Origin of the sequence: uncultured Roseobacter sp. (assembly GCF_947499265.1) — a bacterium.
Classification (GTDB): domain Bacteria; phylum Pseudomonadota; class Alphaproteobacteria; order Rhodobacterales; family Rhodobacteraceae; genus Roseobacter.
Window position 1 is genome coordinate 85001 of the sequence record NZ_CANMNK010000001.1, and the last position, 21924, is coordinate 106924.

21 protein-coding genes and 1 tRNA gene are annotated in these 21924 nt (G+C 59.6%); 6 read left to right on the top strand and 16 right to left on the bottom strand.

Annotated features, from left to right (window positions below):
* Positions 1-800: 800 nt before the first annotated feature.
* From msrQ to clpB, 4 genes are all read right to left on the bottom strand, one after another.
* Positions 801-1406, bottom strand: a complete 606-nt coding sequence (gene msrQ, locus Q1A63_RS00395; protein WP_298968309.1) for a protein-methionine-sulfoxide reductase heme-binding subunit MsrQ — start codon at positions 1404-1406, stop codon at positions 801-803.
* Positions 1407-1429: 23 nt separating this feature from the next.
* Positions 1430-2335: a protein-methionine-sulfoxide reductase catalytic subunit MsrP gene (gene msrP, locus Q1A63_RS00400; protein ID WP_298968311.1), complete on the bottom strand. Its 906-nt coding sequence runs from the start codon at positions 2333-2335 to the stop codon at positions 1430-1432.
* Positions 2336-2446: 111 nt separating this feature from the next.
* A complete protein-coding gene (locus Q1A63_RS00405) occupies positions 2447-3097 on the bottom strand; it encodes an HAD family hydrolase (RefSeq protein WP_299630279.1) in 651 nt (216 codons plus the stop codon).
* A 53-nt stretch (positions 3098-3150) separates the two neighbouring features.
* Positions 3151-5769, bottom strand: a complete 2619-nt coding sequence (clpB, locus tag Q1A63_RS00410; RefSeq protein WP_298968315.1) for an ATP-dependent chaperone ClpB — start codon at positions 5767-5769, stop codon at positions 3151-3153.
* Positions 5770-6340: 571 nt separating this feature from the next.
* Between clpB and pyrF the strand changes: the two genes are divergently transcribed.
* Positions 6341-7057: an orotidine-5'-phosphate decarboxylase gene (pyrF, locus tag Q1A63_RS00415; protein ID WP_299630281.1), complete on the top strand. Its 717-nt coding sequence runs from the start codon at positions 6341-6343 to the stop codon at positions 7055-7057.
* 235 nt (positions 7058-7292) lie between these two features.
* On the opposite strand, the gene Q1A63_RS00420 is transcribed toward pyrF, so the two are convergent.
* Positions 7293-7736, bottom strand: coding sequence for an NUDIX hydrolase (locus Q1A63_RS00420; RefSeq protein WP_299630283.1), 444 nt, complete (start codon positions 7734-7736; stop codon positions 7293-7295).
* 28 nt (positions 7737-7764) lie between these two features.
* Here Q1A63_RS00420 and Q1A63_RS00425 point away from each other — a divergent pair, with 28 nt between their 5' ends.
* Entirely contained in the window at positions 7765-9018 is a 1254-nt protein-coding gene (locus tag Q1A63_RS00425; RefSeq protein ID WP_299630285.1) for a DNA polymerase IV, read from the top strand.
* A gap of 3 nt (positions 9019-9021) precedes the next feature.
* Here Q1A63_RS00425 and Q1A63_RS00430 read toward each other — a convergent pair whose 3' ends face one another.
* Positions 9022-9882, bottom strand: a complete 861-nt coding sequence (locus Q1A63_RS00430; protein WP_299400769.1) for an N-formylglutamate amidohydrolase — start codon at positions 9880-9882, stop codon at positions 9022-9024.
* A gap of 149 nt (positions 9883-10031) precedes the next feature.
* Here Q1A63_RS00430 and Q1A63_RS00435 point away from each other — a divergent pair.
* Together Q1A63_RS00435 and ykgO are read left to right on the top strand one after the other, a co-directional pair.
* Positions 10032-10106 (top strand) — tRNA-Val (locus Q1A63_RS00435).
* Positions 10107-10182: 76 nt separating this feature from the next.
* Positions 10183-10308, top strand: a complete 126-nt coding sequence (gene ykgO, locus Q1A63_RS00440; protein WP_005850168.1) for a type B 50S ribosomal protein L36 — start codon at positions 10183-10185, stop codon at positions 10306-10308.
* A 69-nt stretch (positions 10309-10377) separates the two neighbouring features.
* Here ykgO and Q1A63_RS00445 read toward each other — a convergent pair whose 3' ends face one another.
* Positions 10378-11049, bottom strand: a complete 672-nt coding sequence (locus tag Q1A63_RS00445; protein WP_298968323.1) for a hypothetical protein — start codon at positions 11047-11049, stop codon at positions 10378-10380.
* Positions 11050-11280: 231 nt separating this feature from the next.
* Here Q1A63_RS00445 and yghU point away from each other — a divergent pair, with 231 nt between their 5' ends.
* Positions 11281-12156, top strand: a complete 876-nt coding sequence (gene yghU / locus Q1A63_RS00450) for a glutathione-dependent disulfide-bond oxidoreductase (protein WP_298968325.1) — start codon at positions 11281-11283, stop codon at positions 12154-12156.
* A gap of 29 nt (positions 12157-12185) precedes the next feature.
* Here the strand turns inward: yghU and Q1A63_RS00455 are convergent, their stop codons facing one another.
* From Q1A63_RS00455 to Q1A63_RS00485, 7 genes are all read right to left on the bottom strand, one after another.
* A complete protein-coding gene (locus Q1A63_RS00455; protein ID WP_298968326.1) occupies positions 12186-13862 on the bottom strand; it encodes an iron ABC transporter permease in 1677 nt (558 codons plus the stop codon).
* Positions 13863-13882: 20 nt separating this feature from the next.
* Entirely contained in the window at positions 13883-14749 is an 867-nt protein-coding gene (locus Q1A63_RS00460; protein WP_298968328.1) for an alpha/beta hydrolase, read from the bottom strand.
* A 34-nt stretch (positions 14750-14783) separates the two neighbouring features.
* Positions 14784-15983 carry a phenylacetate--CoA ligase family protein gene (locus tag Q1A63_RS00465; RefSeq protein WP_298968329.1) on the bottom strand — a complete coding sequence of 400 codons (1200 nt, stop codon included), beginning with the start codon at positions 15981-15983 and terminating at the stop codon, positions 14784-14786.
* Between the two features lies 1 nt (position 15984).
* On the bottom strand, positions 15985-16368 hold the full coding sequence (locus Q1A63_RS00470; RefSeq protein WP_298968331.1) for a cupin domain-containing protein: 384 nt from the start codon (positions 16366-16368) through the stop codon (positions 15985-15987).
* Positions 16369-16391: 23 nt separating this feature from the next.
* Positions 16392-17228 (bottom strand): ABC transporter ATP-binding protein, encoded by an 837-nt coding sequence (locus tag Q1A63_RS00475; RefSeq protein ID WP_298968333.1) that lies wholly within the window; start codon positions 17226-17228, stop codon positions 16392-16394.
* A 65-nt stretch (positions 17229-17293) separates the two neighbouring features.
* Positions 17294-18577: an ABC transporter substrate-binding protein gene (locus tag Q1A63_RS00480; RefSeq protein ID WP_298968334.1), complete on the bottom strand. Its 1284-nt coding sequence runs from the start codon at positions 18575-18577 to the stop codon at positions 17294-17296.
* Between the two features lie 87 nt (positions 18578-18664).
* Positions 18665-19741 carry a branched-chain amino acid ABC transporter permease gene (locus tag Q1A63_RS00485; RefSeq protein ID WP_298968335.1) on the bottom strand — a complete coding sequence of 359 codons (1077 nt, stop codon included), beginning with the start codon at positions 19739-19741 and terminating at the stop codon, positions 18665-18667.
* A 206-nt stretch (positions 19742-19947) separates the two neighbouring features.
* Between Q1A63_RS00485 and Q1A63_RS00490 the strand changes: the two genes are divergently transcribed.
* On the top strand, positions 19948-20286 hold the full coding sequence (locus Q1A63_RS00490) for an SHOCT domain-containing protein (protein WP_298968337.1): 339 nt from the start codon (positions 19948-19950) through the stop codon (positions 20284-20286).
* 21 nt (positions 20287-20307) lie between these two features.
* Here Q1A63_RS00490 and Q1A63_RS00495 read toward each other — a convergent pair whose 3' ends face one another.
* Both Q1A63_RS00495 and Q1A63_RS00500 read right to left on the bottom strand, forming a co-directional pair.
* Complete coding sequence (locus tag Q1A63_RS00495) at positions 20308-21297, bottom strand: branched-chain amino acid ABC transporter permease (RefSeq protein ID WP_298968339.1); 990 nt, start codon at positions 21295-21297, stop codon at positions 20308-20310.
* A complete protein-coding gene (locus Q1A63_RS00500; protein WP_298968341.1) occupies positions 21297-21902 on the bottom strand; it encodes a hypothetical protein in 606 nt (201 codons plus the stop codon). The genes Q1A63_RS00495 and Q1A63_RS00500 overlap by 1 nt, the downstream gene beginning before the upstream one ends.
* Positions 21903-21924 lie beyond the last annotated feature (22 nt).

Below are 21924 nucleotides of genomic sequence, written 5' to 3' on the forward strand. Positions count from 1 at the left end.
TTACGAGCTTATCCTTGACGTTCGAACCTCTGCACATCGTTCTACAAGCATTACTGTAACTTGCAGAACAGTCTCTGTTTGTTGTGCTTCAGGTTACCAAAGTAACCGGAAAGCCGTCCAAACAGTGAAGCTGACACTCCATCATCGGCCGAAGCCTAAGAGCGCGATATACAGACGTTGATCCATCGAATGAACCAAACCGCCCACATATCTCTTCAGATATTCATCAATTTCAAAGAGCGTAGAGACAAAAGTGACAGTGTGCGCCCTAACTTCTTTGGCGCGCCCCGCCTCGTTTACCTCTGATTTTATTCTTGCGTCTCGTTTCGGTCCGTCCCGTTTCCGGTGTGTCCCGCTCGTCTGGCGCCCCGTTGGTGCATCTCTGCGCCGCCGGTGAGGGGGGTTCTACGGTTAGTACGGGGTACCCGCAACCCCTTTTTTCAAGAAACGTCATTTTTTTTACATCTTTCTGCTTTTCACTTTAAAAACAGACCTTTGCTTGTTGAAAATTTCCCTGCAAGACCGCTTTCAGCATGAAAATTTCGTTTATCAGCGGTCAGTGGCGCATCCCATATCCCTATATATAGCGTTATCCACAAAGCTATCCCCAAGACTCCTCGATTCATTTGGCAAATCAGGGCCGACTCGCGGCGTGAATCGCCTGAATCACTGGTGATTCATCCGCCCGAAGGCAAAGATTCGTCCAAATGGTCAAAAATGAATCGGCAAATCGCGGTGTTTTAGTCTGAAACCCCGAGTCGGCACCTTCATACCCTGCTGAATTTTCCAGCGGTCGAGGCTCAGACAGCCTGTTTGCTGCGCACTTTGGGCAGGCGCAGCGCCAGAAGACCCAGAATCGCAGCCATATAGAGGAGCGGTTCAGCCGCCCAAGTCTTGGTGAGCATGATATAGTGCGCACCACCCAGCAGCACGGCGAGATAAGAAAGCCGGTGCAACTTGCGCCAGCCAGCACCGAGTTTCCGCACAGACCAGTTGTTGGAGGTCACCGCGAGGGGCAGCAGCAGGATAAAGCCAACCATGCCTATGGTAATATACGGGCGCTTCAGGATGTCCGCCCAGATCTGGCTGAGGATGCCTACATCCAGCACCAACCAGACCAGCAAGTGAAGCGCGACATATGTAAAGGCCAGCAATCCCAAAGCACGGCGAAACTTCAGCAAGTTGACCCCGAGCAATCGGCGCAGGGGGGTGATCGTCAGGCCGATGATCAACAGCTGCAAGGCAATCTCGCCCAGCTCGTGTTCAAGCGCCTTGATGGGTTCACGTCCCAAGCCGCCCGTCTGCGCCAGATAGAGCAACCAGGGCACGGGCAGCAGACACAGTATATAGAGGCCCCAAGTGGGCACCCGGCGCGCAAACGCATTTATGTGATCAACAACCGTCATGGGCGTACCCTAGCACAAACTGCTTAATAGTACTTTCGCAGGTCCATACCTTCATAAAGGCTGGCAACCTCTTCTGCGTACCCGTTGAACATCAGCGTCGGCACCCGTTTTGAAAACAGCCCGCCACCCACTTTGCGTTCCGTGGCCTGGCTCCAGCGCGGGTGATCCACCTCCGGGTTCACGTTTGCATAAAACCCGTACTCGCTGGCTTGCAGATCCTGCCAGGTGTTCACCGGCTCTTCGTCGGTAACAGTGATCCGCACAATCGACTTGATCGATTTGAAGCCATACTTCCACGGCACCACCAAACGCATCGGCGCGCCGTTCTGATTGGGGATGGTCTTGCCGTAAATACCCGTCGCCATAATCGTCAGCGGGTGCAGCGCCTCATCCATGCGCAGCCCTTCGACATAGGGCCAGTCAATCGTGCGATATTTCTGACCAACCATTTCTTCGGGACGATAGAGCGTTTCAAAACGCACGAATTTGCCTTCGGGCTGGGCGCCGGCCATTTCCAGCAGGTCCGCCAGTTCAAATCCGTTCCAGGGGATCACCATCGACCACGCCTCGACACAGCGGAAGCGGTAGATGCGCTCCTCCACCGTCATCTCAGCCATGATGTCCTTGAAGCTGTATTCACCGGGTTTTTCGACCAGACCATCAATGGTCACCGTCCAGGGATCCGTCGTCAACGCACCGGCATAAGCCGCCGGATCCGTCTTGCCGGTCCCGAATTCATAGAAGTTGTTATATTGCGTGATGTCTTCCCAGGGGTTCGGCTCCAGCGCCTCCTGCGCGTCAGCCCGCGTACTCAGACCGGCCACAGCGGCACCCGCCGCCGCACCGGCGATCAACTGCCGGCGGTTCATGAAAAGCGGCTCCGGCGTGATCTCCTCACGGGTCAGGTTATTCGTCCACCGATGTGCCATCGTCTACTCCTGCGCAATCGCGTTTTGCATCATGTAGAGAGTGTTAGGTTCAGGACCAAACCATTTCGAGTCACGAATGAGACAGGAAACTGTAACGTTTGGGGCGGTGTCTCACAGGCCCAGCAGATCGGGCAGCGCATCCATCGACGCAAAAAGCCGGTCGCAGATGGGGTCCAGCCGCGCCGGATCGCTCTGCGCGACATACCCGAATGTGCACATGTTTGCGGCCTTTCCTGCCCGGGCACCACTGGCGCTGTCTTCGACGACCACACACCGGTCCGGCGCAACACCAGCTTCCTGCGCGGCCTTCAGGTAAACGTCGGGCGCGGGTTTCGGATTTGCGACGTCTTCACGGGAATAGATGCGGCCCTGCAAGCGTTCGATGAGACCCGTGCGCGTGAGGGTGATTTCCATTTTCCGGTGCGGGCCGTTTGAGCCGACAGCATAAGGGATACCAGCATCGTCCAATGCGTCCAGAACGGCCGCAATGCCGGGCACTGGCTCAACCCGGTCGGCAAGCACGTCAAAGATTTCGCTATATATCGTGTCCAGCCATCCCCCCGGCAGTTTCGCCCCCATGTCACGCGCGGTTTTCATCACGCCCATCATGGTGCCACCGACAAAGAGATCGACAACCTGGTCGATAGAAATCTTCAGCCCGTGCCGCGCCAGATTGTCCCGAATGATCACATTGGTCAGCGGTTCGCTGTCGACCAGAACACCGTCACAATCAAAGATCACCAAGTCAGGGGGAAGGTTCATGAAAAAGGCCGGGTCATATGCCCGGCCTTTCTGACGTCATAACGTGTAGCGCCTCAATGCACGACTGCATCATCCGGCTTGGGCCGGTTGGTAGCCGCGACCCTGTCGCCGATGATTAGCCCTTCGGCCCCGGCGGAGATGTTGAGCGTATCGCCGTCCTTCACATCACCCGCCAGCAGCATTTCCGCCAGCGGATCCTGCAACGCTCGTTGGATGACGCGCTTCAGGGGCCGCGCGCCAAAGACCGGGTCATAGCCTTCGTCGGCCAGCCACTTGCGTGCACCATCGTCCAGATCCAGCGTGATTTTGCGGGCCGCCAGCCGTTTCAGCAGGCGCGCCATCTGGATATCGACGATGCCGTCCATATCGTCACGGCCAAGACGGTCAAAGATGATGGTCTCATCCAGACGGTTCAGGAACTCAGGCCGGAAATGCGACCGCACCGCATCCATCACATCGCGTTTGGCATCCGAGGCATCCGCCCCATCGGGCAGACGGCTCAGGCTTTGCGCCCCAAGGTTCGACGTCAGGATGATCAGCGTTTGCTTGAAATCCACCGTGCGGCCCTGCCCGTCGGTCAGCACCCCGTCATCAAGCACCTGCAACAGCACATTGAACACATCCGGGTGCGCTTTTTCGACCTCATCGAAAAGCACCACCTGATAGGGTCTGCGCCGCACAGCTTCTGTCAGCACGCCGCCCTCATCATATCCGACGTAGCCGGGAGGGGCCCCGATCAACCGCGCCACCGCGTGTTTTTCCATGAACTCCGACATATCGATGCGCACCATGGCGCTGTCATCATCAAAGAGGAACTCGGCCACGGCTTTGGTCAGCTCGGTCTTGCCTACGCCGGTCGGCCCGAGAAAGAGGAAAGAGCCCAAGGGCCGGTTTTCGTCGTTCAACCCCGCGCGCGCGCGGCGCACCGCATTCGACAGCGCCCGAACGGCCGTGCCCTGACCGATCACCCGCTTGTGCAGTTGATCTTCCATGCGCAGGAGCTTGTCGCGTTCCCCTTCCAGCATTTTGCCTGCGGGGATCCCTGTCCAGCGCTCGACAACGCTTGCAATCTGCTCAGGACGCACGGCCTCCTCGACCAGCATATCGCTGTCGTCGCGGCCTTCGGCCTCACCAAGCTGCTTTTCAAGCTGCGGGATCACGCCGTAGGAAAGCTCACCGGCCTTAGCCAGATTGCCTTCGCGTTTCGCAATCTCCAGCTCGGCGCGGGCCTGATCCAGCTGCTCTTTCAGATCCCGCGCGCTCGACAGCTTGTCCCGCTCGGATTGCCACTGCGCGGTCATCTCGCCACTGCGCTCCTGCAAGTCGGCCAGGTCCTTTTCCAGCGTCTCCAGACGGTCTTTGCTAGCGGTGTCGTCCTCCAGCCGCAGCGCTTCGGCTTCGATCTGCATCTGCAGGATCGACCGATCCAGCGCGTCCAGCTCTTCGGGTTTGCTGTCCACTTCCATACGCAGACGGCTTGCGGCCTCATCAACGAGGTCAATGGCTTTGTCCGGCAGAAAGCGGTCAGTGATGTAGCGGTGGCTCAACGTCGAGGCGGCGACCAGCGCGCTGTCGGAAATCCGCACCCCGTGGTGCAGCTCATACTTTTCCTTGATGCCGCGCAGGATACTGATGGTGTCTTCAACCGTCGGCTCCAGGATCATCACCGGTTGGAACCGGCGGGCCAGGGCCGCGTCTTTCTCGACATATTTGCGGTATTCATCAAGCGTGGTGGCCCCAACGCAATGCAATTCGCCGCGTGCCAGGGCCGGTTTGATCAGGTTGGCCGCGTCCATCGCGCCATCGGCCTTGCCCGCGCCCACCAGCGTGTGCATTTCATCGATGAAAAGGATGATCTCACCCGCGGCTTCTGTCACCTCGGTCAAGACCGCTTTCAAGCGTTCCTCGAATTCACCCCGATACTTTGCGCCTGCGATCAGCGCGCCCATGTCGAGCGCCAGCAGCTTCTTGTTTCGCAAACTTTCGGGCACGTCGCCATTCACGATCCGCAGCGCCAGACCCTCGGCAATCGCCGTCTTGCCCACGCCGGGTTCACCGATCAGGACCGGGTTGTTCTTGGTCCGGCGGCTCAGCACCTGCATGGCCCGGCGGATTTCCTCATCGCGACCAATAATCGGGTCGATCTTGCCCGCCTCGGCGCGCTCCGTCAGGTCCATCGCGTATTTCTTCAGCGCGTCATAGCCTTCCTCGGCGCTCGCGGTATCCGCCGTGCGGCCTTTGCGAATGTCGTTGATCGCACTGTTCAGAGCTTGTGCTGTGACGCCACCGGCATCCAGCGCCGTTTTTGCCGCCGATTTTACCATGCAGAGCGCCATTAGAATGCGTTCTACGGGTACAAAACTGTCGCCTGCCTTCTTGGCCAGCGCTTCGGCCTCGGTCAGCACTTTTTGTGTGGTATTATCAAGATAAATCTGTGCCGCATCGCCACTGACTTTCGGCATCTTGGACAGGGCAATTTCGGTTGATTGCACAACCTGGGCAGGGGTGCCGCCCGCAGCCGAAATCAGATTGCTTGCCAATCCCTGATCATCGTCCATCAAAGCCTTGAGGATATGCTCGGGTGCCAGGCGCTGGTGGCTGTCGCGTGTTGCGATCGTCTGCGCCGCTTGGATAAAGCCGCGCGACCGCTCCGTGAACTTGGTCAAGTCCATGGTATTTCTCCTTTTCCAAAGCGTCCCGGGTGGCTACGCCCGACCAGGCGGCACGTCAGCGGATGGGACCTTGAACTTTATCTGGGGCGCACGGGCGCCCGCTTCAAGAGGCCCGCACGCTCCAATAGAACTATAGTCATACAGCGATGGTCTTGCTGTGACGTAAATCAAATACGCCCTTATGGGAAAGCGCCGCTGCCTTTCCCCGTTACGCGCAGCGCCACCGCCCTTATCTATCACTGCAGACAAAGGCCCAATCACGGTTCGCCCCGTGTTCTGCCGGTCTCGTCGTTGCGTAATAAGTTGGCTTGTTCTGCCAGTTCCAGTTGGTTCGCCTGATTTCACAACTCCACTTCATCAGGCGGAGCAACCGGTCTCAAAGGTGAGAGGTTGTGGCCTGGCAGCTACCCCAGATCGGGTAACGCGGCACCGCCTTTGAGACTGTATCAATCACCTTGGCCCGGAGCGCTTACTTGCGGCGTCTTCCGGGTCTTTTTTTGTCTGACCCCCGACCCGATGGACAGCCGCGATCCAAGAGCATATGGAAACGCAACAGACAGCGGAGCAGATGATGACGGATGACAGATTGATCGTGGCATTGGATGTGCCCAACGCACTGTCGGGTGCGGAGCTGGCCACGCAACTGGGCGATGCGGTGAATTTCTACAAGATCGGTCTGGGCATGCTCACCGGGGGCGGTCTGGCCCTGGCCAATGAGCTGAAGCAGGAACAGGGGAAACGCATTTTCCTCGACATGAAGCTTTTTGACATCGGCGCCACTATCGAGGCCGCTGTCCGGGGTCTGGCACAGTTTGACCTCGATTTCCTGACGGTGCACGGCGATCCGCATGTGGTCGCTGCAGCCAAGGAAGGCGCGGGTGCGTCCGATATGAAGATCCTCGCGGTGACCATTCTGACCTCGCTGGACCGTGCTGATCTGGACGTCTGCCAGATCAGGGCGGGTGATGTGTCGGAACTGGTCGGAGCCCGCGCCGCACGCGCTTTCGAGGCAGGTGCCGACGGGGTGATCGCCTCCCCGCAGGAGGCTGCGATGATCCGCGCGCTGCCCCAGGCACAGGACCGGCTGATTGTGACGCCAGGTGTGCGCCCCGCCGGTGCCGATTTGGGGGATCAGAAACGCGTCGCAACCCCGGCAAATGCGGTTGCAGATGGCGCAGACCACATCGTTGTGGGCCGTCCGGTGTGGAAATCATCAAATCCGCGCGCTGCCGCAGAGGCCATTGTGGCGGAGTTGAACAGCCCACAGGCGCACAACCCAAACCACTGATCCCTATTCAGAATTCGCATTTATCCACAGGTGCAACCCGAATGTCGGCCCGGGCTGTAAAAACAACCCACTGTGGCTAATGCACAACAGACCACTGCATCTGGTTCAAACCGGTGATCTGGCGGTAGGTGAATTCGCCTTTAAGTGGTATCTTAACCCCAGGTGATACTCCCCAACGGACCGCGTCTTCCTGAGGTTCGTTACCTCCCCCCGCTTAAAGCAGCGGGGGGGTTTTTTAAGAAACACCCTCTTCCAGGAAATCTTGCAGCCGCTCCTGAAACCGAGGCACGACCCCCGGATGCTGCAGAAATTCAGCCACCTCCATCATGCGCCAGCACTGTCCTTCATCGCCAAAAACAATCGCCTGCTCTGCACCCAGGTCCAGCCGCGCGACAAAGAACCAATTGCTCTGATCGCCCGTCTGGTAGAACCGGCGCCAGCAAACGGTATCGGGCGGCACGTCCAACCCCAATTCCTCACGCGTTTCACGCAACGCGCAGTCCAGCGGTGTCTCTGCACCCTCGCGGCCACCGCCCGGCAGATCCCAATGACCCGGATATGGAATGTCCGTGCGATCATCCCGCAGGATCGTGATGATCCCGCGCCCGATCAACAGCGCCAGCTTCGCCCCGGTGAAGGGCATGTTCATTTCATCTGCGCTGGCGTAAGGTTGGACCATATCTTCATGATAGACGAACTGCCCGCAAATGCCCGCACTTTGCCGCGATTGCCTGACCGAATTTGACCAAGGACGCCGCTGTCCCGCCTGCGGCAGCCCCCGTGTCGTGGCGCACCCGGAACTCTTTTCGCTGTCGATTGCGCATATGGATTGCGATGCCTTTTATGCGTCGGTCGAAAAGCGCGACGATCCCAGCCTGCAGGACAAGCCGGTGATCATCGGCGGCGGGCGACGCGGCGTTGTCTCAACGGCCTGCTATGTGGCCCGAATTCGCGGCGTGCGGTCTGCCATGCCGATGTTTCAGGCGCTCAAGCTTTGCCCCGACGCGGTGATCATCAAACCCCGCATGAGCGCCTATGTCGAAGCCTCGCGCGCGATCCGCGCGATGATGGAGGAGATGACGCCGGACATCGAACCGCTGTCCCTGGATGAGGCGTTCATGGATCTCACCGGCACGACACGCCTGCATGGGCATCCTCCGGCGGTTATGCTGGCGCGGTTGATCAAACGCATGCGCACCGAGCTTGGGCTGACCGGTTCCATCGGTCTGTCGCATAACAAGTTTCTGGCCAAGGTTGCCTCTGACCTGAACAAGCCGCACGGTTTTTCGATCATAGGGGAAGCCGAAACAGATGATTTCCTGCGCGACAAGCCGGTGCGCATGATCTGGGGCGTGGGGCCCGCAGCACAGGCCTCTTTCGACAAGGCGGGCATCCGTACCTTTTCGGACTTGCTGCGCTGGGAGCGCACGGAGTTGATCGCACGCTTCGGATCAATGGGCGACCGGCTCTGGCATCTGGCACGCGGTCAGGACCGGCGCCGCGTCTCGGCCCATGCCCCGATGAAATCAATCTCCAACGAGACGACATTCCATGACGACACCAGCGACCCTGACCTGCTGGACGGGCATCTGTGGCGCATGGCGGAAAAGGTCGCAGACCGCGCCAAGGCCAAGGACATCGCGGGACGCGTCGTAACGCTGAAACTCAAGCGTTCGGATCATTCGCTGTTGTCGCGCCGGGTCAGCCTGCGCGATGCCACACAGATGGCAGACACGATCTACCGCACCGCGCGCGGGCTTTTTGACCAAGTCGGCGATCAAGGTCCCTATCGGCTGCTGGGCTGCGGCATCTCGGATCTAATCAACGCGGACGGGGCGGATCGCTCGGGCGATCTGCTGGACCCACAGGCAAAACGGCGCGGTGAGGCCGAACGCGCGACGGATGAAATACGCGCCCGCTTCGGCCCCGATGCCATTTTGAAAGGCCGCGCCCTGCGGTAGCGGCTATTCGGCAGCCAGCGGCATGCGTTCCTGCCCGATCTGCGCAATCTCTGCGATCACGCCGCGCAACGTGCGCTGAACATCAGCAAAATGCGCCGAGGGTTTGATCGACTGCTCATCCATATAGATCGCGCGGTCAATTTCGACCTGCACGGCATGCTGGCCGCGGGTCGGGCGCCCATAGGCCTGCGCGACATAGGCCCCGGCAAAAGGTGCGTTGCGCGACACTGCGAAACCAGCGGCGGCAAAGGCCGCCTCAACCCGGTCGACAACGTCCCCCGAGGCGGCGGCCCCAAAACGGTCGCCGAGCACAATCTCGGGGCGTTTCGCACCGCGCCGGACGATCCCCTGCACCGCCTCATGCGGCATCGAATGGCAATCAATCAGCACCGCCTGCCCATGATGGCGTATGGCGTCATCCAGCAGGGATTGCAGCATGTTGTGATAGGGGTGCCAGTAGTCGTTCAGGCGCTGCCGGGCCTCCAGCATGCTCAGTTTGCCGCGATAGATGGCACGCCCGTTGGCGACCACCCGGGGGATCACCCCAAGGCCCGATGCCACCCGTGGGTTATGGCTTTGCCGCCGCACGCCCTCTATCAGCGCCGGGTCCAACTCATCACTGCTGCGGTTCAAATCCACAAAGGCCCGCGGGGCACCCGCTTTGAGAAAAGTCGCGCCGAATTGGATCGCAGAATCAAAGAGCTGATCCACAAATGCATCTTCGGAGGACCTAATGGCGTGATCGTCCAGCACGGTGGAACGCAAAAGCGACCATGGATACTCGCGCCCGCTATGGGGCGAGGCAAAAACCACGCAAGATTGGTTCTGCTCGGGGTAAAAGACTTCAAACGCTGACTTTGACATGTACCATCCTCTTGAAACGACCATAGCGCAGAAAAAGCAAAAACCAAAAGCCCTTGATCTTAGCTGCGACTCCTTTTAAAGACCCCGCTACCGGCGCGTCTTTTCGCGCCCCATTTTTGTTTGGGGTTAAGAAAATCGCGTTATATAGGGGGTGATTAGCTCAGCGGTAGAGCACTTCGTTGACATCGAAGGGGTCACTGGTTCGATCCCAGTATCGCCCACCACCTGTTTCACCCGTTCGCTTGTGCGGACGACCCGTAACCCGGCGCTGGCCCGCGCCACAACATGAGGAGAACGACCATGAAGGTTCGCAATTCGCTCCGCTCGCTCAAGAATCGGCACCGCGACTGCCGTGTTGTGCGCAGGAAAGGCCGCGTTTACGTGATCAACAAAACGCAACGCCGGTTCAAAGCCCGCCAGGGCTGAGCCGCCGCAACATCATCTTTCAAAAGAGCCGCCTGTCCGGGCGGCTTTTTTATTGGTCGACGCGCAGCGCTAGCACAGGCTGCCCTCGACCTCATATTCAGGAAAAGAGAAATGGGGTGCTTGCCGGTCGGGGAAAACCGCGTCCTTACCGGTGGCCCGAAAACCCTCCTTGGCGAAACGCGGCAAGCGCACCAGATCATCATTTTCCGGGAATCGCAGCTCATGGGCCAGAATGTCGTCGGATGACGGTCGCAAGCGCGGGAAGTCCTTCAGCCTGACAGTCTGACAGATGAATTGGGGCTTCACCGAAATCCGGGCCATTTGGTCCGGTCCGGCTGTGGATACATCGATGAGATGACCTGCCTTCGTACTGAAATCGCGCACCGCGAAGGTCAGCGGGTCCGCCAGCGTGATGACCGTCGACTGCTTGCCCGGACCAAACAGCTTTTCTTCCCCTTGCCACGTCTCGCCACGCACCAACCGCAGATCATATGTCCCCGGCGGCACCAGCACTTTGAAAAATGTGCCGCCCTGAATAAAGGCCGCCAGCGCGGCGGCACCGGTTTCGGCATCCAGCAGCGTCAGATAATAGTTCTGACCTGACGGCGTCTTGACCTGCAGCGGGAAGACCGCGGGCAACCCGGTGCGGTTCCACATCAGCCCGTGGGCCTGGGTCACCGCATTTGGAGCGTCGGTTTCGGCGGGCAAGGGTGACGCCTGCAAGCACAAATAAGTGATCATAGCCACAGATATGAAAAACCGGGCAGCGCCCGATCCCCACGCATAACGCCGTATTTTGGTTGTTCCGCCCACGCATAGGCCCTGCAAACGGGAATTGCGCCCCGCGCCGCCTGCCTGTTCCATCCTGTGTGGCACCATGTTTGATGTCCCGATGCTGACCGAACCAGCCCTTGTTCTGGAGTCTGCTCAACATAAGTGCTTAGTCTGTCAAATACCAAGATTGAGGGGCCAATGACCGACAAGACCGAATACATTCCGCCAGCTGTCTGGACGTGGGATGCCGAAAATGGCGGAAAATTCGCCAACATCAATCGCCCCATCGCGGGGCCAACCCATGACAAGGAATTGCCGGTCGGCAAGCATCCTTTTCAACTCTATTCGCTGGCCACACCCAACGGCGTGAAGGTGACGGTGATGCTGGAAGAGCTCCTCGCCCTTGGCATCAAAGACGCCGAATACGATGCCTGGCTGATCAAGATCGGCGATGGCGATCAATTCGGCAGCGGCTTCGTCGAGGTGAACCCGAATTCCAAGATCCCGGCATTGCTCGACCGTTCCGGCGACACACCCACGCGCGTTTTCGAATCCGGTGCGATCCTGCTGCATCTGGCGGAGAAATTCGGGAAGTTCATGCCAAGGGATCCCGCCGCGCGGGCCGAAGCCCTCTCCTGGCTTTTTTGGCAGATGGGGTCAGCGCCCTATCTGGGCGGCGGGTTTGGTCATTTCTATGCCTACGCCCCGGAGAAGTTCGAATACCCGATCAATCGTTTCACGATGGAGACAAAGCGCCAGTTGGACGTGCTGGACCGGCAACTCGCCGAGCATGAGTTTATCGCAGGCGCCGAGTACACCATCGCGGATATCGCCATCTGGTCCTGGTATGGTCAGCTGGTGCTGGGCCGTCTCTATAGCGCTGCGGAGTTCCTGGATGTCGAGAGCTATCCCCATGTGATGCGGTGGGCCAAGGCGATTGATGCCCGCCCCGCTGTCCAGCGCGGGCGCATGGTCAACCGCACCTTTGGCGAGCCGGAAATGCAGTTGCACGAACGCCATGACGCCAGTGATTTCGACACGCAAACGCAGGATAAGATCGGCGAAGACGCATAAATTGCGGGGGCGGTGGCCCAGGGCCCACCTTACCGGCTGCGCCGCCCCACTTGCCGACAGATCAGAATGACCGGCAGCAAGCCGATGGCCACGATCACAAGGCTCGGCACAGCCGCCCCCTCCAACCGCTCGTCGGAGGCAAGGCGGTAGGCCTGCACCGCGAGTGTGTCGTAATTGAAGGGCCGCATGATCAGCGTTGCGGGCAGTTCCTTCATCACGTCGACAAAGACGATCAGCAAGGCGGTCAATAGGCTGGGCGCAAGGATCGGCAGGTGCACACGTCGCAAGGTACCGGTGGGTGTTTGGCCCAGCGACCGGGCTGCGGCATCCATATTCGCAGGGACCATCGCCTGACCGCCCTCATAGGCGCCCAAAGCGGCTGCCAGAAAGCGCACCATATAAGCGGCCACCAGCAGCCAGATCGACCCGGTGATCAGCAGGCCGGTGGAGATGTCGAACTGGGCGCGCATGAAGGCATCAAGCGCATTGTCGAACCCCGCAAAGGGCACCAGCAGGCCAACCGCGATCACGCCCCCCGGCACCGCGTATCCCAGACGGGCCACATAAACCGCCCCTTGGGACATCCGCCCGGGCCGCACCCGTTGGAAGAATCCCACGATGATTGCCGCGGCGACCGTGCAGAGCGCGGCGACCGAGGCAAGCGTCAGGGAGTTCTGGATGAACCCCAGATACCGCGTGCTGAGCAGGTTCTGCTCCGACCCCAATCCCATGGAAAACAGCACGACGATGGGCAGTACCGCACCGAAAAGCACCGGCACAGCGCACAATCCAATAGCCAGTACTGACCGCAGCCCGGTCAGGCGCGCGGGCTCCATGCGTTGCTGGCGTCGTGATGGATCGTGGTATTTTGCCCCGCCCCGCTGTGCCCGTTCCAGCATCGCCAGCAAGAGGGCAAAACTCAGCAGACACAGTGCCAGTTGTGCCGCCCCCGCCCGGTCGGCCAGCGAAAACCAACTGGTGTAGATGCCCGTGGCAAAGGTCTGGACCCCGAAATAGGCGACGGTGCCAAAATCCGCGATGGTCTCCATCACCGCCAGCAGAACACCTCCCGCAATGGCGGGACGGGCCAGCGGCAGGCTAATTTTGAAGAATGCGGACCAGGCGCTCGCCCCGAGAGCGCGCGCGGCCAGAAAGGTCGTGGCACTTTGCTGCAAAAACGCCGCGCGGGCGAGCAGGTAGACATAGGGATAGAGCACCAGAATCAGCATGGTCGCCGCGCCGCCGACAGAGCGGATCTCTGGGAACCAATAGTCGCGTGGCCCCCAACCGGTCAGCGCGCGCAGGCTCGCCTGAACAATACCGGGGTGATCCAGAATATGGGTATAGGCATAGGCCAACACATAGGCCGGAAAGGCCAGGGGCAACACCAATGCAATCTCGAAAAACCGGACACCCGGAAAGCGGGTCATGGTGACCAGCCAGGCGGCCCCGACCCCCAGCGCAAAGGTCCCTATTGAGACCAGCAGCACCAACACCAGCGTTGTTCCGGCATAGCGCGGCAGCACGGTTTGCATCAAATGCGCAACCGTGTCCGTGCCGCCGCTGAGGGCCGCGATGGCGACCGCCAGCATCGGCAGCGCACAAATGCAGGCCACCAGAATGGACAGGCCAGCCAACACGCGCTGCCCGTCCCGCGCACGGTTTTGCGATATCTTTCCAGATTTCAGGATCGGTGCGTCTGACATGATCGCCGTTTTCGACGCTTTTAGTCAGAATTACCAGTCGGAACATCATCATGGGGCACGGGTGCTTCAAAAAACGCACGGATGTCATCAAAGACTTGCGCCGCAGAAAGGAATAGCAAATGCCCGTGCCCTGCGTATTCTGAGATCCCGGTCACGCCAATTAGGTCCGCAAATTCCGCCGTTTGTGCGGGAGAAAACACCGGGTCCTCAGATCCCGTGAAAAACCGGACATTTCGGGGGTTGGGCAGAGGGTCCACAGGACCCTTCCAGCGTTTCAAATCCTGCGTGTGGGCCCGCAGGATCGCGCGGTCGGGGAACACCATGTTTGGCAGACGCGCGCTTGTGATCTTATCGCTTCGCCGCGCCGTATCCGCATATCGATGGACGCTGTGCCCAAAAAGCAAGACGCGATAATACTCCAACCAGACTTGTTTGACCGCAAACGACCGCGCCCTTATCGCCGCGCCCGATAGCGCGCGGGCAATGCTCAGCCCGGTGCGCCATCCGCCCGCCTTGGGCAAGGCGGGCGCCATGCCTGCCACCTTCACCGAAGGCGGCAACCCCCTTGCAGCCGTCAGCGCAATCGCCCCGCCCGTCGAGAACCCAATCACGCAGATCCGTTTGGACGGGTATCGCCGGGCAAAAGCCACAACTTCTGCCGCCGCGTCCTCGATGTTCAAAGGTGGGTCCAGCGCCCGGCCATCCAAGCCGGGGAATGGATAGTAGACCGGTTCCCACCCGTCCACGCGCCAACCCGCCACCGCGTTAAACATGCTGATGCGCGTCAGGGCACCCGGGATGCAGATCACCAGAGCCTCCGCGGCCGCAACCGCCTCCTCGTCGGAGATCAGAAATTCAGAGGTCGCCGTTTCAGCACTGGCTACCATGCGCATTCCTTCACCAACGGCCGCAAGACAGGCGTCAGTCGTAGCTGCGTTGGTCCTCGATCACCAGCCCGTCCTTGGGCAGGCTGCCAGGGGCCACCACCTCGACCGTTCCCTTCATCTTCAGCGTTGCCACGACGGATTGCGCAACGGCTTCAGGCGCGACCCCGGTGGCCTCCACCTGAACCGTCATGGCATCCTGTGCGCCGTCACGGCTGGCGATGACCCGGGCCTTTACGATGGCATCGTGATGCGCGACCAGCGCGGCCACCTGTTCCGGACGGACAAACATGCCCTTGATCTTTGTGGTCTGATCGGCGCGGCCCATCCAACCCTTGATCCGCGTGTTGGTGCGTCCGCAGGGGCTTTCGCCGGGCATCACCGCGCTGAGATCCCCGGTGGCGAAACGGATCAGGGGGTAGTCGGGGTTCAAAGCTGTCACCACAACCTCGCCAACCTCTCCGGGCGCGACGGGGTCACCTGTGCCAGGCGTTACAATCTCAACGATCACTTTTTCATCGAGGATCATCCCTTCCATGGCCGGGCTTTCATAGGCGATGTTGCCCAGATCCGCGGTCGCGTAGCATTGCAGGCAGGTGATGCCGCGATCCGCATATTCCTGACGCAGCGCCGGGAAAAGCGCGCCACCGCCGACAGCGGCCTTGGTGATCGTCAACGCCACGCCCATCTCTGCGGCCTTGTCCAGGATCACCTTCAGATAATCCGGCGTGCCAGCATAGGCGGTTGACCCGACGGCCTGGGCGGCCTGCACCTGCAACTCGGTCTGCCCGGTCCCGGCAGGCAACACTGTGGCCCCAACCGCGCGCGCACCGGATTCGAAAATCATGCCCGCCGGCGTCAGATGGTAGCCGAAACAGTTTTGCACAACGTCCCCAGCGCCAATGCCCACCGCGTGCAGAAACCGGCCCATGCGCCACCAGTCGTGGGTGATACCACCGGGTTCATAGATCGGTCCGGGGGATTGAAACACATGCGCCAGATTGCTTACCGGGATGCCGCCAAAGGGGGGGCTCTCCGATTGCCATTGCGCCAGATCGGATTTGCGCAGGACCGGCAGTTTCTGCAAATCGCTTAGGGACTGCACTGAACCAGCGGCGATCCGGCACGCCCCCGGCGCCGCCGCCACGCGTTCGATGTTCGCCTTGAGTGCGGCCAGCTGCGCCGCTTCACGCGCATCCGCACTGCGGGTTTCCAGATCGTCAAAATAGGTGGACATTTTACTCAGCCGCCGTTTGGAAAGGTTGACCTGCCTTGACAATATGAGTGGTCACAATCTCGATATCCGCATCGCCCTGATTGGTCACGCCGCCATGCAACTGACCTTCGGGAAAGAAGATCGGCGTACCATCGGCAAAGGCGACCTCCTTGCCATTCGGCATCAGCGCGGTACCACCGACAACGATCACCGCATGCTCATCGCCGGGATGCGTGTGCAGCGGGATGCGCCCGCCGGGTTTGACCGTCAGCGTGGAGACGATCACAACCATGCCGTCGGATCCGCTCAGGGGCTGCTCGTTCAGAATGGTTCGCACCACCAGATCTTCGGCCGCGACCGGTGCCGCGACCAGTGTCAAGGCGATGGCAAAGGCAAACTTACGCATGGCAATTCTCCGCATCTTGAAGGTTATGAAAGCCACCGCTTGCGGCGGCGATAGCTGCGCACGTCCCGGAAGGATTTGCGCCCTTCCTCCGACATGCCCAGATAGAATTCCTTGACGTCCGGATTTTCGCGCAGTTCAGCGGCGGGGCCGTCCATCACCACGCGGCCTGATTCCAGAATGTAGCCGTAATGCGCAAAACGCAGCGCCACATTGGTGTTCTGTTCCGCGAGCAGGAAGGTCACACCTTCGTTCTCGTTAACTGATTTCACGATCTCGAAAATCTGCTCCACCAGCTGTGGGGCGAGCCCCATGGAGGGTTCATCCAGCAGGATCGTCTCTGGCCGCGACATCAGCGCGCGCCCGATGGCACACATCTGCTGTTCACCGCCCGAGGTATAGCCCGCCTGGCTTTTGCGGCGCTCTTTCAATCGGGGGAAATAACTATAGACAAGCTCCAGATCAGACTGGATCGCGGCATTGCCGTCGCGGCGCGTATAGGCGCCGGTCAGCAGATTTTCCTCAACCGTCAGATGCTCAAAACAATGACGGCCTTCCATCACCTGCACGACACCGCGCTTCACGGTTTCCGCGGGATCCTGATGTTGGATGATCTCGCCACGGTAGCGGATCGATCCTTTGGTTACCTCGCCGCGCTCGCTTGCCAGCAGGCCGGAAATCGCTTTGAGCGTCGTTGTCTTGCCCGCGCCATTCCCGCCCAGCAGGGCGGTGATCCCGCCTTTTGGCACATTCAGGCTCACACCTTTCAACACGAGGATCACATGATTGTAGATGACCTCGATATTGTTGACTTCCAGCACCGTGTCGGCGCTTGTGTCCTGTTCCTTGGCGGCGTCCAGCATGGCGCGGTGACCTCAGTTTAGCGGAATGGATGTCCCGGCGGCGATACCGCCGGGACCGTGTGGTTTTAGTTGCAGTTGGAGTCGATGTTGTTTTCCGCCTTATAGGCTGCGGAATCCTCATCGATCAGCGGCTGGATGACGCTCATATCGGTCGGCGCAAAATCCGAGATTTTCACGAATTTGCCCGCGCCCGCGTCCCATTGAGTCACGGCCACCATGCCTTCGCCCCCGTGGTTCTCACAGGACACGGAGAACGACGGGCCAAAGCCTGGCAGACCCGCGGCCGCCATCACCTCTTCGGTGATTTCCAGCGCTTCCATGCCATCGCGCATCTGACCCGAGGTGATATCAGCCACCCCATGGATCTCCTGCGCTTTTTTCACCGCTTCCGCCGCCAGCATGGCCGCATAGATCCCGCGGTTGTAGGGTACCGTCCCCAGTTGATCGCCTGCACCGGCGGTTTTGCCGGTCTCGACCACATATTTCTGCAGATCATCGTACAGCGGGAAATCACTGCCCACCGCCGTCAGCGCCAGCGCCTTGAAGCCATTGGCCTTGTCGCCCGCAGGCTGCACGTCGATCTCAGCGCCCGACCACCAGATGCCGATGAAATTCTCCATCGGGAAGCGGATGTTCGCGGCTTCCTGCACCGCCACCTGGTTCATCACGCCCCAGCCGTACATGATCACATTGTCCGGCTTTTCCCGGCGGATCTGCAGCCACTGTGACTTCTGCTCCTGACCGGGATGGTCTACCGCCAGCAGGCTCAGTTCAAACCCATGCTTTTCGGAAAGCTTCTCCAGCGTCCGGATGGGCTCCTTGCCATAGGCGGAGTTGTGATAGACCAGCGCGATTTTCTTGCCGGAAATGTCGCCGCCGTTCACCTCGAGAATGTGATTGATCGCGGCGGACGCACCGTTCCAGTAGTTGGCCGGATAGTTGAAAACATGGCTGAACACGTCGCCGTTGGCCGCTGATGTCCGGCCATAGCCCATGGAGTGGATCGGGATGTCATCTGCCGTGGCTTTGGGGATCAGCTGATAGGTGATGCCGGTGGAAAGCGGCTGGTACACCAAAGCGCCTTCACCTTTGGTGCTTTCGTAGCATTCCACACCTTTTTCAGTGTTGTAACCGGTTTCGCACTCCAGCACGCGGGCAGCCACGCCACCGATGCCGCCATCGCGCTCATTGAGCAGCGTGAAATAGTCCGCGTAGCCATCCGCAAACGGAATACCACCCGCAGCGTAGGGCCCGGTGCGGTAGCTCAGCGATGGGAAAACAAGATCCGCCATCACGGGGCTTGCTGCCATCAGGCCGGCCACGGCCATTGTTCCTAGTCTATACTTCATCGGTGTTACCTCCCTTGGTGTTTGTCCGATGTCCCGGTTGCCCGGGGTCTTGTCGCGGGTTTGCCCGCCGTTATTCTGTGGCCCGCCCTAATGCGGGAAGGGCCACAATCTCAGTTTCTCCTTGGCAACGCGCCAAAGCTGCGCCAGCCCATGCGGTTCCGCGATCAGAAAGACCACAATCAGACCGCCCACGATCACGAGGTTGAGATGCGCCACGATGTCCGTGGGCCAGCCCAGCCAGTCCACGCCGATGATTTTCAACAGCACCGGCAAGAGCACCAGAAAGGCCGCCCCGGCAAAGGAACCAAAGATCGACCCCAGCCCGCCGATGATGATCATGAATAGGACGAGGAAAGACTTAGTAATGCCAAAGACTTCACCCACTTCCACAGCTCCCAGATAGACCGCGAAAAAGAGCGCGCCGCTGATCCCGACAAAGAAGGACGACACGGCAAAGGCCGTCAGCTTGGCTTTGAGCGGGTTCACCCCGATGATTTCGGCAGCGATGTCCATATCCCGGATCGCCATCCACTGCCGCCCGACCGACCCACGCGTCAGGTTGCGCGCAACCACAGCCGACAGCACCGTAAAGATCAGACAGAATAGATAGGTGGCCCAGGCTTCGGTATTCGGACCGGTGATCAGAATGCCGAAAGTGTCACGTTCAGGCGCGTTGATCTGACCTGACGCGGAGTAGTTGTAAAACCAGGAAACCCTGTTGAACAACCACACAAGGAAAAACTGCGCGGCCAGCGTCGCCACCGCCAGATAAAAGCCCTTGATCCGCAAAGACGGCAGGCCAAAGAGCACACCCACCATGGCCGTGATCCCGCCCGCCAGCAGCACGTGGATGAACATGCTGACCTCGGGAAAGCTGGTCATCAGCTTGTAGCAGGCATAGGCGCCCACAGCCATGAACCCGCCGGTGCCAAGCGAGACCTGCCCGCAATAGCCCACCAGAATATTCAACCCAATCGCCGCAATCGCGTAGATCAGAAACGGCATGAAGATCGAATTCACCCAGTAGTCATTGACCATGAACGGGATGACAAAGATCGCCACAAACAGCACCGCATAATACCGCCACCGGTCGAATTTAATCGGAAACGTCTGACTGTCCTGCGGATAGGTCGTGCTGAAATCCCCGGCTTCACGATAGAACATCTAACGTCTCCTCATTCGAAACCTGAACCATGTGACGCACACCAGCGCATCCGACCCCGATGTTTCTCTTGGCTAAAAATATCCCGGGGTCTGGGGCAGCGCCCCAGCCGCAAGCCGCATTAACCACTTCACAATCTTTCACGCTTTTTCCCAATTCTGCCCCATTTGCACGTGCAAAACCGCTCCGGTGGGAAGGAGTGGACGACATGACGGCGATCCTCAAGGAATTGCGCGACCTCGATGCGCAGTTGGCGCGCGGCGATATCACCGACGCGGCATATATGGCGCAACGCGCAGCCTTGATCGACAGTGTCGACGTCGTGGAACCCGAATTTGTTACGACAGGCGCAGCTGTATCCGAACCCGTTCCGCAAAAGTCGGGCGCGACGCTCTGGGGTCTTGGCCTCATCATCTGTCTGGCCGTACTGGGGACCTGCCTGTGTCTGGCCATGCTGACCTTCGCAGATTTCAATCTCGCGCTGACCCTCGGCGTGACAGTGCTGGCCGCACTGACCGTCGCGCTCTTCCGCAATCTGGAAGAATAAACGCCGCACACCATGGACGTGTCACACGCGTTCAATGATCTTCTCCCCAAAAAGCCCCTGCGGTCGGAACACCAGAAACAAAAGCGCCAGCATATAGGCAAACCAATTCTCTGTCGCACCGCCCAGATAGGGGGCACCGATCAGGAACTCGAAAAGCTTCTCGCCCACCCCAATGATCAACCCGCCGATGATCGCGCCGGGAATGGACGTGAACCCGCCCAGCATCAGCACCGGCAGCGCCTTCAAGGCAATCAGCGACAGTGAGAACTGAACGCCGGATTTTGCGCCCCACATGATCCCCGCGACCAGGGCCACAAACCCCGCGAGCGACCAGACCAGGATCCAGATGAAGTTCAGCGACACGCCCACCGACAGCGCCGCCTGATGGTCATCGGCCACCGCACGCATCGCGCGGCCCTGCTTGGTGTATTGTGCAAACATCACCAAGGCGGCAACCAGAATGATCGCTACAACACTTGCCACGATATCCAGATTGTCGATGAAAAAGCCGTAGCCAAACCAACCATAGGTCGTCTCATCAATCGCGATATTGATCCCTTGTGGCAGACCGACATCGAGCGTCTTGATGTCGGAGCCCCACATCAGATCGCCCACCCCTTCGAGGAAATAGGCCAGACCAATGGTCGCCATGAAGAGGATGATCGGTTCCTGCCCCACGAGGTACCTGAAGATGAACCGCTGCACCATCCAGGCCAGCAGCACCATCACCCCGATGGTCAGAAGGATCGCGGCAAAGGCCGGAATGTTCCAGCCAAAGTAATGGATGTCGGTGCCGAAGATTGCATTGATCAGATGCGCAAACGGTACCTGACCGTTCATGATCCCATACAACGTCATGGCGGCAAAAAGCGCCATGACCCCCTGGGCAAAGTTGAAAATGCCGCTGGCCTTGTAGATCAGTACAAAGCCAAGCGCCACCAACGCGTAGAGTACCCCCGCCATCAACCCGTTGAGGAAAACTTCAATGGTAAAGGCGAGTTGCTCAGGCATCAGTCGGTCTTTCTTTCAAACAGTGCACGGGTGTGTTCGCGTTCCGGCTGGTAGGAGACCTTGAGCCGCGTCAAGCCCGCCGCACTGAGGTTCCAGTTCAGCGTAATCTCCGTGACCCGCCCGTCTTCGCGGGGCGCGGCCAGAAACACGGCGGCGTAGGCGCGTGGCATATCCCGCTGGGAAAGGGGCTCAAACGGTGCGGTTGCCACGAAGTCCGCCCCTTCGGTCGCGCGCCAGCTTTTATAGGCTGTCACCAGGTCCGAAAAAGTCAGGTCGGTCAGCAACAATTCACACGACGGGAATTGATCGCCATAAACCACCGCGATGTTGGGTGTCGGGGTGGTGCGGTAGCCCAGCGTCACCTGCGTCAACTCACTCGCCGCAAACCGCGAGCTGACCGATGCTGGAATGGCGCTTAACGTCTCCGGGTCGAGCGTATTGGGATCGTTCAGATAGCCCGTGCAGTAGTCCTGGAAAATAGCGCAGGTCTGTTCCAACGCCGGTATTGGGGTGGCGCAGAATTCGGCACTCGCCGCCTCCGCCTCGTTGCCGCTGAGCATCGCTCCGCCCATCACAAAAAGGCCAGTCATCCAATATTTCATCATGTCGTATCTCCAAACTGGTTAA